Annotated in this window: 16 protein-coding genes; 5 read left to right on the forward strand and 11 right to left on the reverse strand. The window is 32.9% G+C overall.

Going from position 1 to position 15,399, the window contains the following annotated elements; genetic code table 11:
• Positions 1-77 precede the first annotated feature (77 nt).
• On the reverse strand, positions 78-1,286 hold the full coding sequence (locus tag ACFQ0R_RS06280; protein WP_379657538.1) for an MFS transporter: 1,209 nt from the start codon (positions 1,284-1,286) through the stop codon (positions 78-80).
• Positions 1,283-2,569, reverse strand: a complete 1,287-nt coding sequence (locus tag ACFQ0R_RS06285; RefSeq protein ID WP_379657539.1) for a mechanosensitive ion channel family protein — start codon at positions 2,567-2,569, stop codon at positions 1,283-1,285. Before ACFQ0R_RS06285 ends, ACFQ0R_RS06280 begins: the two co-directional genes overlap by 4 nt.
• Positions 2,570-2,640: 71 nt before the next feature.
• Between ACFQ0R_RS06285 and ACFQ0R_RS06290 the strand changes: the two genes are divergently transcribed.
• Positions 2,641-3,495 (forward strand): SdiA-regulated domain-containing protein, encoded by an 855-nt coding sequence (locus ACFQ0R_RS06290; protein WP_379657540.1) that lies wholly within the window; start codon positions 2,641-2,643, stop codon positions 3,493-3,495.
• Between the two features lie 2 nt (positions 3,496-3,497).
• Here the strand turns inward: ACFQ0R_RS06290 and ACFQ0R_RS06295 are convergent, their stop codons facing one another.
• Positions 3,498-5,801: a transglycosylase domain-containing protein gene (locus ACFQ0R_RS06295; protein WP_379657541.1), complete on the reverse strand. Its 2,304-nt coding sequence runs from the start codon at positions 5,799-5,801 to the stop codon at positions 3,498-3,500.
• Positions 5,802-5,924: 123 nt separating this feature from the next.
• Here ACFQ0R_RS06295 and ACFQ0R_RS06300 point away from each other — a divergent pair, with 123 nt between their 5' ends.
• Positions 5,925-6,638, forward strand: a complete 714-nt coding sequence (locus ACFQ0R_RS06300; protein ID WP_379657542.1) for an SDR family oxidoreductase — start codon at positions 5,925-5,927, stop codon at positions 6,636-6,638.
• A 73-nt stretch (positions 6,639-6,711) separates the two neighbouring features.
• Here the strand turns inward: ACFQ0R_RS06300 and ACFQ0R_RS06305 are convergent, their stop codons facing one another.
• The 5 genes from ACFQ0R_RS06305 to ACFQ0R_RS06325 all read right to left on the reverse strand — a co-directional run bounded on the left by ACFQ0R_RS06305 (position 6,712) and on the right by ACFQ0R_RS06325 (position 9,697).
• Complete coding sequence (locus ACFQ0R_RS06305) at positions 6,712-7,578, reverse strand: sigma-70 family RNA polymerase sigma factor (protein WP_224462361.1); 867 nt, start codon at positions 7,576-7,578, stop codon at positions 6,712-6,714.
• Positions 7,579-7,693: 115 nt separating this feature from the next.
• Positions 7,694-8,122: a hypothetical protein gene (locus tag ACFQ0R_RS06310; protein WP_379657543.1), complete on the reverse strand. Its 429-nt coding sequence runs from the start codon at positions 8,120-8,122 to the stop codon at positions 7,694-7,696.
• Positions 8,122-8,508: an alkyl hydroperoxide reductase gene (locus ACFQ0R_RS06315; RefSeq protein WP_379657544.1), complete on the reverse strand. Its 387-nt coding sequence runs from the start codon at positions 8,506-8,508 to the stop codon at positions 8,122-8,124. Before ACFQ0R_RS06315 ends, ACFQ0R_RS06310 begins: the two co-directional genes overlap by 1 nt.
• Before the next feature lie 117 nt (positions 8,509-8,625).
• Complete coding sequence (locus ACFQ0R_RS06320) at positions 8,626-9,171, reverse strand: carboxymuconolactone decarboxylase family protein (RefSeq protein WP_379657545.1); 546 nt, start codon at positions 9,169-9,171, stop codon at positions 8,626-8,628.
• Between the two features lie 91 nt (positions 9,172-9,262).
• Positions 9,263-9,697 (reverse strand): FKBP-type peptidyl-prolyl cis-trans isomerase, encoded by a 435-nt coding sequence (locus tag ACFQ0R_RS06325; protein ID WP_379657546.1) that lies wholly within the window; start codon positions 9,695-9,697, stop codon positions 9,263-9,265.
• A gap of 188 nt (positions 9,698-9,885) precedes the next feature.
• Between ACFQ0R_RS06325 and ACFQ0R_RS06330 the strand changes: the two genes are divergently transcribed.
• Both ACFQ0R_RS06330 and ACFQ0R_RS06335 read left to right on the forward strand, forming a co-directional pair.
• A complete protein-coding gene (locus tag ACFQ0R_RS06330; RefSeq protein ID WP_379657547.1) occupies positions 9,886-10,329 on the forward strand; it encodes a DUF2452 domain-containing protein in 444 nt (147 codons plus the stop codon).
• The gene (locus ACFQ0R_RS06335) at positions 10,326-11,174 is read left to right on the forward strand and encodes a dienelactone hydrolase family protein (protein ID WP_379657548.1); all 849 of its coding nucleotides are present in this window, start codon (positions 10,326-10,328) and stop codon (positions 11,172-11,174) included. The genes ACFQ0R_RS06330 and ACFQ0R_RS06335 overlap by 4 nt, the downstream gene beginning before the upstream one ends.
• Before the next feature lie 78 nt (positions 11,175-11,252).
• On the opposite strand, the gene ACFQ0R_RS06340 is transcribed toward ACFQ0R_RS06335, so the two are convergent.
• Together ACFQ0R_RS06340 and upp are read right to left on the reverse strand one after the other, a co-directional pair.
• Complete coding sequence (locus tag ACFQ0R_RS06340; protein ID WP_379657549.1) at positions 11,253-12,098, reverse strand: OmpA/MotB family protein; 846 nt, start codon at positions 12,096-12,098, stop codon at positions 11,253-11,255.
• 45 nt (positions 12,099-12,143) lie between these two features.
• The gene (gene upp, locus ACFQ0R_RS06345) at positions 12,144-12,806 is read right to left on the reverse strand and encodes a uracil phosphoribosyltransferase (RefSeq protein WP_379657550.1); all 663 of its coding nucleotides are present in this window, start codon (positions 12,804-12,806) and stop codon (positions 12,144-12,146) included.
• Between the two features lie 132 nt (positions 12,807-12,938).
• Between upp and ACFQ0R_RS06350 the strand changes: the two genes are divergently transcribed.
• Positions 12,939-14,900 carry an aconitate hydratase gene (locus ACFQ0R_RS06350; protein WP_379657551.1) on the forward strand — a complete coding sequence of 654 codons (1,962 nt, stop codon included), beginning with the start codon at positions 12,939-12,941 and terminating at the stop codon, positions 14,898-14,900.
• A 73-nt stretch (positions 14,901-14,973) separates the two neighbouring features.
• Here the strand turns inward: ACFQ0R_RS06350 and ACFQ0R_RS06355 are convergent, their stop codons facing one another.
• The gene (locus ACFQ0R_RS06355; RefSeq protein WP_379657552.1) at positions 14,974-15,390 is read right to left on the reverse strand and encodes an arsenate reductase family protein; all 417 of its coding nucleotides are present in this window, start codon (positions 15,388-15,390) and stop codon (positions 14,974-14,976) included.
• Positions 15,391-15,399: the final 9 nt, after the last annotated feature.

The raw sequence follows: 15,399 nt of genomic DNA on the forward strand, positions 1-15,399 counted from the left end.
AGCTTACAAAAATAAGGGTAAAGCTCCATTATACCACGTTTTTAATCAAACAAATCAATTAAGTATTTGTTAAATTGTTATGCCTTAGTAATAGTTTCAACGCCTTTTATGCGTTGAGCGTTTAATGCACATAGCACTAGAAATACAAATAAACTTAACATGATGGTTTCTATGCTTAAGCCTCCATCAATCATCCAGCCAACAATTAAGGGACCAAGCGCTGTACTTACAACCATAAACATTGTAAATAAACTTCGTATGGCACCTAATTTTTCAATGCCATAGACTTCTGCTAAAATGGAAGATTTTATGGTTCCAGACATCCCAACGGTAATTCCCATCATCAAGAGAAATGTGAGTGCCCCAAAAATACTGTCGATGAGAGCAAAGGCTAAAAGTCCAAAACTGATAGGGATAAGGTAAAATCTAAACATTTTTTTAGCTGTAAACTTATCTACCCAAAGTCCTCCAGCAAGTGAAAAAATCAAACGTGTAATTGCATAACCTGTAAAAAATGCAGCATAAAGTTGTGGAGACCAGCCTTTTTGTGCAACAAATACATACTGATAAAAAATCACTGCAGTTGCAGTAAAACTAATTGCAAAACTAGTTGGCATCAGAATTAAAAATCGTCTGTCGTTTATAATACTACCAAAATCTTTAACCAAGCTTAAAGATGATGGTCTTCCTACGCTAAGTTGCTTATTGAAATGATCTAAATCTGTAAAATAAAGCCTTATCAAGTAGAAAAACAATAAGATACCAGATACAATTAAAGTCCATCTCCAATCAAACCAAGTTATAAAAAAGGTTAGAATTAATGGTAAGACAATTTCTCCTGAAGAGAAACCAAGTGTAGAAAAACTTAAAGCTTTACCTCGGTTTTTATCATAAAATTTTGAAAGAATAGTCATACTTATATGACTCAACATGCCTTGTCCAGTAAGGCGCAAACCAACGAGACTTATAAAAACTAAAGCGATATGATAAGAAATTCCTAATAATATCGAGGAAATTGCTAAACAAGCAATTGTAAAAGCAGTTACTTTTTTTACAGAAATATGATCTACAGTATGACCAACGGTAAGCATTATGAAAGAAGCTGAAACAGTACAAATAGCATAAATGGCTCCAAATGTTCCTTCGGTTATAGCAAATTCAGAAGAGATTTCTGTAACATATAGAGAAATTAAATAGGTCTGGCCAAAACTAGACAAAAAGGTAAGCGTCCAACCAAAACTTAATTTTTTAAAATTTCCTTTTATGAAATTGATAAAATCTCTCATGTATCTTTCGGAGATTCAAAAGTTGAAGAAAGCGATTTAAGGTCTTTACCTGATGGATATTCAAAACACTCCAATTCAAAGTACGGAATAGCAGCTAATAGATGATCGAATATCCCAGCCATAACGCGTTCGTAATTTGCCCAAACTTTGTCCTTTGAAAAAGCGTAAAGCTCCAGAGGTATACCTTCAGCAGTAGGAGCGAGTTGTCTAGTCATCATCATCATGTCTTTATTTATATCTGGGTGTTGATCTAAATAATGATCTACATACACTCTGAAAGCTCCAAAATTTGTTTGATTTCTTCCATTAATTTGAACAGATTTATCAACTTCATGCTTTAAATTATACTCATTGACTTCCTGTTGCTTATTCTGAATATATTTTGAAATAAGTTTTATCTTTTTGAATTCTTCGATATCACTTTCAGAAAGAAATTTGATACTATTGGCTTTAATTAATATAGAACGTTTAATACGTCTTCCACCAGAAATACTCATTCCTCGCCAATTCTTGAAAGAATCTGAAATTAAATAGTAGGTTGGAATGGTTGTAATGGTGTTATCAAAATTTCTCACTTTTACGGAAGCCAAATTAATTTCATACACATCACCATCTGCGCCATATTTTTCCATAGTGATCCAGTCGCCAAGTCTTACTGTATCGTTTACTGTAACTTGAATACTCGCTACAAACCCTAAAATAGTGTCCTTAAAAATGAGAAGTAAAACTGCAGAAAAAGCACCAAGTGCAGTTAAGAATTTAATAAGTGGTTTTCCAGTAATAATTGAAAAAACTATGATAATACCAACTATCCAAATAACTATCATGAAAACTTGGATATAACTTTCTATAGGTTTGTCTTTAAAAGAATTAAAAGTTCTCAGGTAATCTTTAAAAGTCATAAAGATGGATTTGAGAATCCAGATAACAACAAAAATGATAACGACTTCGAATACTTTTTCCAGATAAATTTCAGATTCAGGAAAATCAATAAGGACTACAGGAATAAATTCATATAAAACAAATAGTACGATAAGATTAGAGATATAAACAAAAACTTTGTTTTTGACGAGAAAATCATCAAATTGAGTTTTTGTTTTTTTTGATAGATTATGTAGAAGGCTTTCAGCAATATATCTAAGTATTTTAAATGCTATATACCCCAATATGAAAAGAATGACAGAGTTTATCAGTACATTCAGATAGATGGCCGCTGTTTCACCAACATAATCATTAGATATCAACAGATTATAAAAGTATTTGGCGATTTCAGTTTTACCCATGGAATTTTTTTTTGCAAATTTACACATTATCTATCATCTTTAAGCTTTCAAAAAGCTCATCAAATAGGACTATGAAACAAAACTTACTGGCTATTTACATAATTGCAGGAATTTTAATTATTGTGGGAACAATCAGCTATTTTTTAAAATCAGATAATCAAGATTATTCTGACAAAATTAAAGTTATAAAGACTTTTGAACTTCCTTATGCTTTAAGAGAGATTTCAGGTATAAGTCATATAAATGATTCAAAAATAGCCTGTATTCAGGATGAAGAAGGAATCTTGTTTATTTATGATTTAGAAAAGAAAGATGTTGTAAAAGAAATTCTATTTGGTCCTAGAGGAGACTATGAGTCTATTAGAATTATTGACTCAATTGCCTACGTAATAGAAAGTAATGGCAAGTTGTTCAAAATTAACAATTTTGAATCTGATAGTCGTAAAATTGAAATTTACAAAACAGGTTTCAATAATAAAAATGATATAGAAAGCTTGGATTTCCTAAAGGAGGAAAATATTTTTTTGACAATTCCTAAAAGGCAAAATCTATCGGATAAAAGTGATGATTTTATAATTTATGAAATTAACTCCAAGACTTATAAAGTTGAAAAAGAACCTTATTTCAGAATGAAAGTTAATGATTCAATTTTCCAAGAAAGAGAACCTTTTTTTACGAATAAACATTTAAACCCGTCTGAGCTTACAATCCATCCAGACACAAAAGAAATATATATCTTAGATTCTAAAGTTCCCCGGCTATTAATTTTAAACCCTAATGGTTCATTTAAAAATATGTACAAGCTTAACCCAAAAAATTTTCAGCAGCCTGAAGGTTTATCTTTTGACTCAAAAGGGAGAATGTATATTTCTAATGAAGAAAGTGATTTTCTGAAACAAAACATACAATTAGTAGAGTGGGAGTAACCTCAATTTTCTTTTTTTCCAAACAGTCGATTAAGAAAACTTTTCTTTTTCTTTTTTTCATCTTCCTTTTTTTCAAATTCTTTTTCAATTTCATCTTTAGAAAAAAGGCGTTTGAAAAATCCATCTCGCTTTATTCCTTCACAATCTAAAGCTTTTTGTTGTTCTGATGTAAGCCTGGGAAATTTTGCTTTAGTTATAGGATCAAATTCGTAATCATCTGCCATCTCTTTATATAGTTGGCCAAATATTGGTAATGCAGTATTAGCGCCTTGACCTAGTCGTGTTGATTTAAAACTTATGTTTTGATTATTGAAGCCAACCCACGAAATATTTACCATTTTAGGTGTAACCGCTGCAAACCAACCATCTCTGTTACTTTGTGTAGTTCCTGTTTTACCAGCAATATTCTGATTCAATCCATAAGTCGACCTTAGCCTTTTTGCAGTTCCTTCATTAACAACATTTTCTAACATGGCTAACAGCAGTCTATTTTGTTCAGAGTTCAAACTAGATTTTTGATGAGATTCAGTTTTAATTTCAGCAAGGACTTCACCGTTTTTTGAAGTTATTTTTGATAGAAAATAAAGCTCTGGTACTTTTCCTCGATTAGAAATACTAGAATAAACTTTAGCAAGTTCTTTCATATTCAATTCTGCAACGCCAAGGGCCAATGAAGGTTGTTCTACTAATTCTGATGTTATCCCCATACTTTCTCCTAATCTAATAGTATTTAAAATACCGGCTTCCTCCAAGACTTTTACACTTACAGTATTAACAGAGTTTGTAAGCGCATATTTTAATGAATAATTGAGATAAGGGTCATCATCACTAGATGAATTTTTCGGATTCCAATTTTCAGCATTGGTATAGATTATTTCTTTCGCAGAAATATAATCACAGGGTCTCAAACCACTTTTGAGTCCGGCAGCATAGACAACAGGCTTAAAAGTTGAGCCAACTTGTCGCTTAGCATTTTTGATAATATCAAACTTCGAATGTCGGTAATCGACTCCTCCTACGTATGCCAAAATACTTCCTGTGTTAGGATCAACACTCAAACTTGCAGCATTTATTTGCTTCAAGCTATGGCTCAAACTATCCAGTATAGATAGCTGTAAAACAGTAGTTTTTCTATTTTTAATAATTTCAATTGGTCTAATCTTTCTCAAACTATCCTGAATTTGATTTGAGGATAACTTTTGAGATTTCCACTTCTGAAACTGTTCTGTCTTTTCTGCAAGTTTTTGAAGTAATTCTAGATTTTTCCAAGGTGGACTACTTGAATATTCAGCTTCAAAAAGTGGTTGTAAGTATTCTACCTGATCTCTAAGCGATTTTTCTAGTAATTCTTGTTGTTTAAGATCAAGTGTGGTATGTATTTGTAATCCGTCTTCTTCCAAGCTATAAAAAGTACCATCAGGTTTTTTTATTGTTTTCAGTACTTTTTCTACTTCTGATCTTACCAGATCGATAAAATATTGTCTTTGGAATGTATTATTATCCGAAATATCAAGTTGAATAGGTTCTGCCATGGCTTCATTAGCTTCAGCAGAAGTAAGGTAATCGTATTTTTGCATTTGTGAGATGACAACATCTCTTCTTAGTTGACTCCTTTCTGGAAATAATCTAGGGTTGTAAGAATGATTAGCTTTAAGAGTTCCCACTAAGGTTGCTGCTTCCTCAATATTCAACAGAGATGTTGTTTTACTGAAGAATAATTGAGAAGCACTTTCAATACCATATGTATTACCACTGAATGGAACAGTGTTGAGATATAATTCTAAAATTTCTTTTTTGGAGTAGATTTCTTCTATTCGTTTAGCTATAATACTCTCCTTAAGTTTATTAACTGGCATACTGAAAATACCATAGGATTTCCTTCCGAAAATATTCTTTGATAGCTGTTGGGTTATCGTACTACCTCCCCCAGAAGATTTATCACCAGACAAAATCGTTTTGAAAAATACTCGAAGTAAGCTGTAATTATCTACACCATCGTGTTCATAAAACCTGGCATCTTCAGTTGCTACTAATGCCTGAATGAGATGTTTAGGAATTTCAGAATATGAAATTGATTGACGATTGTATTTATAAAGTTTATCAATTAGTTCTCCATTGGTATCTAAAATTTCTGAAGCTTCAGATTGCTGAATATTTGCGAGATCTTTTTTACTTTGGACTTTACCCCAAAAACCAAAGTAAATACTTCCAAAAAATAAAATAAAGAGTAACACTATAAATGAAACTCCAATGATTATAGTTTTAATAAATTTATTTTTAGTCTTTTTCTTTTGTGATTTGGCCATGAACTCGAATTTAATTCAAAAGTAATTTTAAATGTAGTAATGCTTGCGTTAAAACTATTTAAAATAAAGATTGACTTGATTTATAGACTGTAACTTTAAATCGAACTAAAAATTTTACACAAAATGAAAAATAAAGTTGCATATATTACTGGTGGTAGTAAAGGAATTGGATTTGGAATAGCTGATGCTTTAATGAAACAAGGCGTAAACGTAGCTATTACGAGTCGTTCTCAATCTTCTGCAGACGAGGCCGTTGAATTACTAAGAAGTTCTAATCCTGAAGCAAAAGCCTTAGGAATAGAAGCTGACGTAAGGGAAATGTCATCTCAGCAAAATGCTGTTGATAAAATTTTGAAGGAATTTGGACAATTGGATTATGTAATTGCTAACGCTGGACTCGGTCATTATCACAGTATTGAAGACTTAACTGAGGAACAGTGGAAAGAGACAATTGACACTAATTTAACTGGTGTTTTCTTTACAATAAAAGCAAGTGTTGAAGCTCTTAAAAAAAGTAAAGGTTATTTTATCACTATATCCAGTCTAGCTGGAACCAACTTTTTCGCGAAAGGTTCTGCTTACAATGCAAGTAAATTTGGCGTAACTGGATTTACACAAGCCGTAATGCTGGATTTAAGAGAGTATGGCGTAAATGTTTCTACTATTATGCCAGGCTCTGTTGCGACTCATTTTAATGGTAATGAACCAGATGAAAGCGATGCCTGGAAAATTCAGCCAGAAGATTTAGGTGAAATTGTAGTTGATTTATTCAAAATGAACCCACGAACCCTACCAAGTAAAGTTGAAGTAAGACCATCTCAACCTTCTAAAAAATAAAGCTTCAACTCATAGATATTAAAAAAGCCATCTGCTTAAGCAGATGGCTTTTTTGAATGTCGGAAAATAAATATTATCCAAGGTATTTTTTAAGCATTTTATTTTTGGATTGATGCTTCAATCTTCTAATACCTTTCTCTCTTATTTGTCTTACTCTTTCTCTACTTAGATCAAAAGTATCTCCAATTTCCTGTAAAGTCATTGCTGGCTGATTCCCAATTCCGTAGTTAAGACGAATGACGTCAGCTTCACGTTGAGATAAAGTCTCTAAGGCTCTGTTGATTTCGATACTTAATGAGTCCCTCATTAATTGATCATCTGGAGTAGGAGATTCTGCCGAACTTAAAACGTCATAAAGATTTGAATCATTTTCACCTTCTTTGAATGGTGCATCCATAGAAAGATGGCGTCCAGAATTCTTAAGAGCAACTTTTACCTGAGACTCACTCATATCCAATTCTTTGGCAATCTCAATTGCGGAAGGTGGACGTTCATTGACTTGTTCAAGATGCGAAAAAGTCTTGTTTATTTTATTGATAACTCCAATCTTATTTAGAGGAAGTCTTACCACACGTGATTGTTCTGCAAGAGCTTGTAAAATAGATTGTCTAATCCACCATACTGCATAAGATATAAATTTGAAACCACGGGTTTCGTCAAATCGTTTGGCTGCTTTTACTAGACCTACATTTCCTTCATTGATTAAATCTGGAAGTTTTAGACCTTGATTTTGATATTGTTTTGCAACTGAGACGACAAACCTTAAATTGGCATTAGTTAATTTTTCCAAAGCCACTTGATCGCCTTCTCTGATACGCTGAGCTAACTCCACCTCTTCTTCAGCAGTAATTAAGTCTACCTTGCTTATATCTTGTAGATATTTATCAAGGGACTTAGATTCGCGATTAGTGACCTGTTTGGTAATTTTAAGCTGTCTCATATATAATTTTTATATAATAGTTAATAACTGAAATCCTGCTATAATACGACTTTTAACTGAGAAAGTCAAGTAATGTTGCCTTTAAACGCGTCAAATTCAGTAATTTATTATATCATTAAGAATAAAACAGAAATAAACCATAAATAAAAATGACAGTCCATTGAATAGTTCTTACCCAATTTCCTATGGACAACTTTTTTGCTGAAATTTTTATTTCCTTATTGCCTTCAATTTTTTGATGTAATGGAACAAAATAAGTAAAAGTGGTCATCCAGGTTGTTAACACAAGAAGTGAATAGACCAAATTGAAGAGATTGAATTCAAAAATACAGAGATATATTGCAATCCCCATTTGTAAAAACATTAATGGAGCTACAATAACAGTAATTTTCGGGGTGTAAAATTTATGCCATTTAAGAAGATCAGGATCAGCATAAAATGAAAATCCCGGATAAACTATAAGCTGCACCATCCATATCAAAATGACAAGTCCAAAATCAACAACTATTCTTGCGATGTGTATGTTATCTAAAAGACTATTCATTAATCTGTAAGTTTCCAATTATAGTCTTTATGAACTTTTTTTAGAATGAGAAAAAAAGGAACCCACCAGATAAAATCGTTTGTAATTAAGGTATAAAAGAATTCGAATGGAACTTTGCCTTCTATGTAATTCAAGACAAAACCAAGGGGACCAAAGATTTTTCCAAGAAAGCCTACTGCTACGATTGGCCAATGCCTTAAGGGGTCGCTTGAAGCCCACCAATAACCCAATCCAAAAACTCCTATCACCATTCCCATACCTTGCCATATCAAAGGCTGGGAGGGAAGTTCCATCCCAACAAGTTCAAAAAAATGATTTGGGAATATGACAACCCAAACTCCCCACAGGATATTATAAATTGCTGCTAGTTGAAGTGTTAATTTCATATGCACAAAAATACTGAAGCTAAGGTGAACAAGTTTAAATTTTATACAAATAAAATCATTAAAAAAAAGCATTTAGTATTTAACTAAATGCTTTATATATTTAAAAAACTTCTTTATTTATTTTTCCCAACTGTAATCTGAAAACATATCATCAACCTCAGTTTCAGCAATATGATTGATATAATTACTCATGGTTTTCATACCTACACCTGTTAGTACACCTGCAATATGTTCATCTCTATAACCGGCATCTTTAAGGGCTTTAGTAGCTTCATTAGTAGGGTAACCTCTTTCCTGGGCTACGGATGTTGCGAATTTTGATAGTGCATTTAGCTTTTGATCCGGTAATTCCTCTTGAGCTCTTATTGCTTCTAAGACATCTCGGCCAACATTACCTTCTTTTATGGCTAAAAAACTATGTGCAGCCACACAATATGAGCATCCATTATATATAGCTATCGATAACAAAATAATTTCTTGTTCTTGAGGTGTAAAACCAGAATCATTTCTGAAGGTTTCGTCTGCTTTAGTATAGGCAATTAGTAAAGATGGGTTGTTTGCCATCATTCTAAACATGTTAGGAACTGCACCCATTTTTTCTTTAGTAGCTTCTAAAATTTCTTTTGCTGGTTGTTTAGCTTCATTAATTTCTAAGGGTTTCATTTGTCTAATTTTAATTGATATAAACATTAATTTACAAAAAAAACCACTCAGTGAGTGGTTTTTAATATAAAAGTGTATTAAATTATAATAATTAGCTTTTGATTTCAACTAATTCCAATTCAAAACTTAAATCATGTCCAGCCAAAGGATGATTTGCATCTACTACAATGTGATCATCATTAACTTCAGCTACTCTTAATTGACGTTCTGTTCCATCAGGATTTTGAGAAACTAGACCCATACCTACTTCTGGTTTAATTTCTTCTGGAAGTTGGTCTTTTCCTACTTGTTGAAAAAGATCTTTTCTTACTTCTCCATAAGCTTCTTCTTTTGGTATTTCAATAGTTTTTTTCTCAGATTCTTTCATATTGAGAACACCAGTTTCAAATCCAGGAATAATAGTACCTTCACCAAGAGTAAATTCAATTGGTTCTCTTTCTAGAGAACTATCAAATACTTGCCCTGTTGAAGCTAATTTTCCAGTATAATGTACTTTTACTGTATCCTTTTCTTTTACTTGACTCATAATAATAATTTATTGATTTCTAATTAATTAGATTTCTATCTAAATTCTCTGCAAAGGTATAATTTAGAACTCCACACCCAATTATATAAGCAAAAATCTCAAGAATTTAAAGGAATTTTAACCTTAGCGAAGAGGATTTTTGAAGTAATTGAATTTAATTTCGCTTTGTAACAATTTAGATATTTATAATGGGAGAAAAATCAAAAAAACCAGATCAAGTGGTTTATAATGAAAAAACAAACAAATATGAAGCTGGTTTGCTGCCTTATGCGACAAATGCCAGTGCTCCCAAAATAACTCCTACAGATTTAACTGGTTGGAAAAATTCAAACGTGAGTAAAGTCAATCATCAAATCAAAACAGAATACGAAGAGCTTAAAAACCAGTATGAAAAGTTAATGGCTCAGTTTGAATATAACAACTTGATTTATGGTGCAGAATTTAGTTTTGAACCTATTGTTGGTGAAACCTATCACTTATATAAAAAGAAAAGTGGGAACATATTTTTATCCATCATTTCTCCTAATGAATGTAATTTTCAGTTTAAAGGAAGCTTTAAATTGAATGAAGATAAAATGTGGGTCCGATTAGATTCTGAAACAAACAATAAAACTTTAAAACAACATATATGAAAAATTATAAGTGGTTACTGCTTGTTTTTGCAATTGCTTTAACAGCGTGCAAGTCTGAAAAAAAGAATAATACAGAAAAAGATGAAATTGATGTCATCATAGAGGAAAATGAAGTAAAAGTTATTGGAGAAGAAATTTCCTACGAAACAGATTCAACAATAATGAAAGGTTACATTGCTCATAATGAAGCAATGGAAGGTAAAAGTCCAGGAATTATTGTAGTTCATGAATGGTGGGGACACGATGAGTTTGCTAGAGAAAAAGCAGATGAACTTGCAGAATTAGGATATGTTGCTTTGTCTGTAGATATGTACGGGCAAGGAAAACAAGCAAAACACCCAGATGAGGCCATGGAGTTTTCTAGCAATGTCATGAAAAATTTTGATACTGCTAAACAAAGATTTATGGCTGCAATAGAAACTTTAAAAGAAAATGAAAATGTAAATCCAAACAAAATCTCAGCCATTGGTTTTTGTTTTGGAGGAAGCGTAGCCTTAGCTATGGCTAACTCAGGCTCAGATTTAGATGCAGTTGCTGTTTTCCATAGTGGACTAGAATTACCTGTTATGCCTAACGAAGATTTGAAAGCAAAACTTCTAATTCAAAATGGTGCTGAAGACATGATGATAACCGATGAGCAAGAAAAAGAATTTAAAGCCCAATTAGAAGCTATTAACGCAGACTATGAGTATATCGCTTATGAAGGCGTTAAGCATTCTTTTACCAATAAAGATGCAGATAGTTTAGCTAAAAAATATGATCTACCCTTAGCTTACGATAAAGAAGCTGCCACCAAATCGTGGGAGAGAATGACAAATTTTTTTGAAGAAGTTTACAGTTACTAATCAAGTTTATTGCAAATAAAAAGCCTGCTTAGTTGATACTAAGCAGGCTTTTCTGATTTATGAAAGTATTTATTTAGCTTACTTGTTAATGATTTCCATATACCTATCAATCTTAGGAAGCAATAAAATAGTAGTTCTTCTATTTTTTGCTCTTCCTTCACTTGTCGAATTATCTGCTACAGGCATATAATGTGACCTCCCAGAAGCAATTAATCGATCACCACTCACTTCAAATTTGTTTTCCAAAGTTCTAACTACCGATGCAGCTCTACGAATACTTAAATCCCAGTTATCAACTATATAAGATTTTTCAGATAATTTTATATTATCTGAGTGACCTTCAACACGGATATCTATATTTGGTTCAGAATTGATGACCTCTGCAATCCTGGCCAACAGATTATAAGCTTTTTTGTCTACCCAATAACTTCCACTTTTAAAGAGAACTTTATCCGTTAATGTAATTCTCACTACAGGCTCAGCAACGCTCACTTCTATGGCTTCGTCAGCTACTCTGTCTTCATCTTTCATTTGAGTAAGCAGATTTGACTTGATATTATATCCAACAGCAAGGTTAATAGAATCTTCTAGTGTTTTAGCTTTAGACCTTTGGTCTGCTGGAATTTTTGCAAATACCTTTCTTACGTTGGCTTTAGTATTTTCAGAAACCACTTGACCGTTTTGAGTAAGTTCTATTTTGTTTTCAGAATTACCCTGTAATTGTGCGATTTTTTGTTTGTAAGACATCACCTCGTCTTCCAGTTCGGTATAATTTTCATTACACTCTTCTCGATCAGATTTTAGATTTGAAATTTCTTTTTGTAAAGCTGTTTTTTGGTTTTCAACTTGGTTATATTTCTTTTTAGAAACACAGGCTGTCATCAAAATAGCAAATAAAACTGAAATAGTAGCAATTTTAGTCATAAGTAGTTAGTTTTGAGATAAATGTAAATATTTTTTTAAGAATAATCACAATTTTTTACCATAAGCTAAATCACCAGCATCACCAAGTCCAGGAATAATATAACCTTTCTCATCTAATTTATCATCTATTGCTCCAATCCAAAGATGAGTATTTTCAGGTAAGTAATCGTCAATTAAATCAACTCCAGGTTGAGCTCCAATAACTGATATAATGTGGATAGATCTAGGAGTTCCAAGTTTTTCTAATGCTTTCAAAACATTGAGCATAGAAAGGCCAGTAGCAAGCATTGGATCTACCAACACAAGTGATTTACCTTCAAGGCTTGGTGAAGACAAATATTCAACAATGATTTCAAAATCCTCTTCTGCATCAAGATTCTCCGATTTTTTTCTGAAAGCAGATACAAATGCACTATCAACTTCATCAAAATAATTGAGGACTCCGTTATGTAGTGGAACTCCAGCTCTTAGTATGGAGCAAACTACAAGATTATTTTTTATTTCATTAAATACTGAATTATCTAGAGGTGTCTTGAATGTTTTAGATTCAAATTCTAAAGACTTACTCATTTCGTAACTCATTACTTCACCGATTCGCTCAATGTTTCTTCGAAATCTCATTCGGTCTTTTTGAATATTTTCATCTCGAATTTCATGTAAAAAATGATTAAGTATAGAATTGGTACGGCTCAGATTATGAACTTTCATAAAGTGTTTTTTTCAAAAGTAATTTATTTTGAACATTGTTACCAAAAGAAGTTAAGAGTTTAAAGTTTGTTAATTGAATTTAGATTTGTGATGTAATTAGTAATTTAATAAAATTCAAATTTAGATATAACCATGAAAAAAAATGTAACTCAAAAACTAATTGAATCTCACTTAATTGAAGGCGATATGAAACCTGGAGAGGAAATTGGAATAAAAATAGACCAAGCTCTGCTTCAAGATGCAACCGGAACTTTGGTACAACTAGAACTTGAAGCTATGGGATTGGATAGAGCAAAAACTGAAGTTGCCGTTCAATATGTTGATCATAACTTACTACAAACCGATTATAAAAATGCAGATGATCACCAATTTTTAAAATCAGCAGCACAGCGTTTTGGATTATGGTTTAGCAGACCGGGCAATGGAGTAAGTCACCCTTTGCATATGGAGCGATTTGGAAAACCAGGTAAAACCATGGTAGGTTCAGATTCTCATACTTGCGCAGCGGGATCACTAGGCATGCTTGCTATAGGTACTGGAGGTCTAGACGTAGCTGCAGCAATTGCAGGTCAACCTTATTTTGTAAAGATGCCAAAAGTCATGGGAGTGAAGCTCACAGGAAAGCTTCCAGACTGGGTAAGTGCGAAAGATGTAATTTTAGAAATGCTTAGACGGAATGACGTGAAAGGTGGAGTAGGAAAAATTATTGAATATTATGGTGATGGTCTAAAAGAATTAAGTGCTATGGATCGTCATGTTATTGCAAACATGGGAGCTGAACTTGGTGCAACCACTTCTGTATTCCCAAGTGATGAAGAAACTAAACGTTTTCTAAAATCTCAAAAAAGAGAAGATGATTGGACAGAATTACTTGCCGATGAAGGTTGTGAATATGATTATCATGAAGAAATAATTTTGGATGAATTAGTTCCACTTATAGCTTTACCAACAAGCCCCGGCAATGTAGTTCCCGTTTCTGAAGTAGCAGGAAAAGATATCAGTCAGGTAGTGATTGGGTCTTCTGCTAATCCAGGTTTACGGGATTTTTGGATGGCAAGTGCTATTGTAAAAGACAAGAGTGTAAGTCCTGAAGTAAGTTTTGACATTAATCCAACTTCTAGACAAATCATGCAAAACATGATTGAAAACAAAACTTTTGGTAACTTAATCAAATCAGGTGCAAGATTTCATCAGTCGGGTTGTATGGGGTGTATAGGTATGGGGCAAGCTCCTGCTAGTGGCACCATCAGTTTAAGAACAATGCCTCGTAATTTCCCTGATAGAAGTGGTACTAAAGATGATAAAGTGCATTTATGTAGCCCAGAAACTGCAGCAGCATCTGCACTGATGGGAAAAATTACAGACCCAAGAGATATTGAGAAAAAATTCAATATGAAATATCCGAAATTTGAATATCCAACTTACGAGATTATTAATACCGATATGCTGGTAGCTCCAATAGATGATAACCAAAGTGTAAAATTGGAAAAAGGACCAAATATTAAAACTCTTCCTGAAATTCAAGAGTTAAAAGAATCCTATCAAGTTCCAGTTTTACTCAAAATGGGGAACAATATTTCTACAGATGAAATATTGAAAGCTGGAGCTGAAGTTTTACCTTTCAGAAGTAATCTTCCTGAAATAAGCAAATATTCCTTTACTGTTATTGATGCTACTTTCTACGAAAGAGCTATGGAAGCTAAAGCTTCAAGAGGTGGACATGTCGTTGTAGCTGGTGAAAATTATGCACAAGGATCGAGTCGTGAGCATGCAGCTTTAGCCCCAAAATATCTTGGTCAAATAGCTGTAATTGCTAAAAGTTACGCCAGAATTGCTTGGCAAAATCTAGTTAATTTTGGTATTCTACCGCTGGAATTTATCAATGAATCTGACTATGATTTGATTGAACGAGGAGATGATATAGAATTGAAAGATGTTATCAGTTCAGTGAAGTCTAAACAACCCATTGATTTGGTCGTTCATAAATCTAAAGGGGCAAACAAAACCTTTAAAGCCAAACATACTTTGAGTGATCGCCAAATAGAAATCCTTATAAAAGGCGGAATCATAAATGATTTTAAAGAGAAGTTATAATCAAGTTGAAAGCATAAAGTTTTAAACAAAAAAAAGCGCTTTACAAAGCGCTTTTTTTGTTAAATTTTCATCCCTATGGAAGCTTAGCGTCCTTAGAATCCAATTCCTGTAACTTCATAATATCGTTTATACCTTTCACCTGAATCACTTTTTTTCCTCTCATGGCGATGGGATGGTTTAAGACTTCAGGATTATGCACCAATACTTTCAGAGCCTGATTTTCGTCCATTTCTGGATGTTCACTCAGCTTTTCTTTTACGAAGGGATGATCAGTGTTAATCAAATCTGAAGGGTCTTTATCTAATAACCTTGAGATTTCTCCCCATTGTGTTTCGGTGAGTTTGACTTCAGCCAAATTTATCAAGACCTTTTCAGCTTTTGTGGCCTCAGCAACAGCAATACTTTGCTTAGCTATTCTATTATCTGGATGATAATATAACTTCAATTCGTGATCACTTTTGGCTATTACTCCCATATCTTCTTTGCTCATCGTTAATAT

Origin of the sequence: Psychroflexus salinarum (assembly GCF_042677225.1) — a bacterium.
Lineage (GTDB): Bacteria > Bacteroidota > Bacteroidia > Flavobacteriales > Flavobacteriaceae > Psychroflexus > Psychroflexus salinarum.

Excerpts from the sequence above, each read along its gene's own strand:
- ACFQ0R_RS06335 (WP_379657548.1), top strand. The coding sequence starts at position 10,326 with ATGAAAAATTATAAGTGGTTACTGCTTGTTTTTGCAATTGCTTTAACA.
- upp (WP_379657550.1), bottom strand. The coding sequence starts at position 12,806 with ATGAAAGTTCATAATCTGAGCCGTACCAATTCTATACTTAATCATTTT.
- ACFQ0R_RS06355 (WP_379657552.1), bottom strand. The coding sequence starts at position 15,390 with ATGAGCAAAGAAGATATGGGAGTAATAGCCAAAAGTGATCACGAATTG.
- ACFQ0R_RS06340 (WP_379657549.1), bottom strand. The coding sequence starts at position 12,098 with ATGACTAAAATTGCTACTATTTCAGTTTTATTTGCTATTTTGATGACA.
- ACFQ0R_RS06315 (WP_379657544.1), bottom strand. The coding sequence starts at position 8,508 with ATGAAATTAACACTTCAACTAGCAGCAATTTATAATATCCTGTGGGGA.
- ACFQ0R_RS06320 (WP_379657545.1), bottom strand. The coding sequence starts at position 9,171 with ATGAAACCCTTAGAAATTAATGAAGCTAAACAACCAGCAAAAGAAATT.
- ACFQ0R_RS06350 (WP_379657551.1), top strand. The coding sequence starts at position 12,939 with ATGAAAAAAAATGTAACTCAAAAACTAATTGAATCTCACTTAATTGAA.
- ACFQ0R_RS06285 (WP_379657539.1), bottom strand. The coding sequence starts at position 2,569 with ATGGGTAAAACTGAAATCGCCAAATACTTTTATAATCTGTTGATATCT.
- ACFQ0R_RS06295 (WP_379657541.1), bottom strand. The coding sequence starts at position 5,801 with ATGGCCAAATCACAAAAGAAAAAGACTAAAAATAAATTTATTAAAACT.
- ACFQ0R_RS06280 (WP_379657538.1), bottom strand. The coding sequence starts at position 1,286 with ATGAGAGATTTTATCAATTTCATAAAAGGAAATTTTAAAAAATTAAGT.
- ACFQ0R_RS06300 (WP_379657542.1), top strand. The coding sequence starts at position 5,925 with ATGAAAAATAAAGTTGCATATATTACTGGTGGTAGTAAAGGAATTGGA.
- ACFQ0R_RS06325 (WP_379657546.1), bottom strand. The coding sequence starts at position 9,697 with ATGAGTCAAGTAAAAGAAAAGGATACAGTAAAAGTACATTATACTGGA.
- ACFQ0R_RS06330 (WP_379657547.1), top strand. The coding sequence starts at position 9,886 with ATGGGAGAAAAATCAAAAAAACCAGATCAAGTGGTTTATAATGAAAAA.
- ACFQ0R_RS06305 (WP_224462361.1), bottom strand. The coding sequence starts at position 7,578 with ATGAGACAGCTTAAAATTACCAAACAGGTCACTAATCGCGAATCTAAG.
- ACFQ0R_RS06310 (WP_379657543.1), bottom strand. The coding sequence starts at position 8,122 with ATGAATAGTCTTTTAGATAACATACACATCGCAAGAATAGTTGTTGAT.
- ACFQ0R_RS06290 (WP_379657540.1), top strand. The coding sequence starts at position 2,641 with ATGAAACAAAACTTACTGGCTATTTACATAATTGCAGGAATTTTAATT.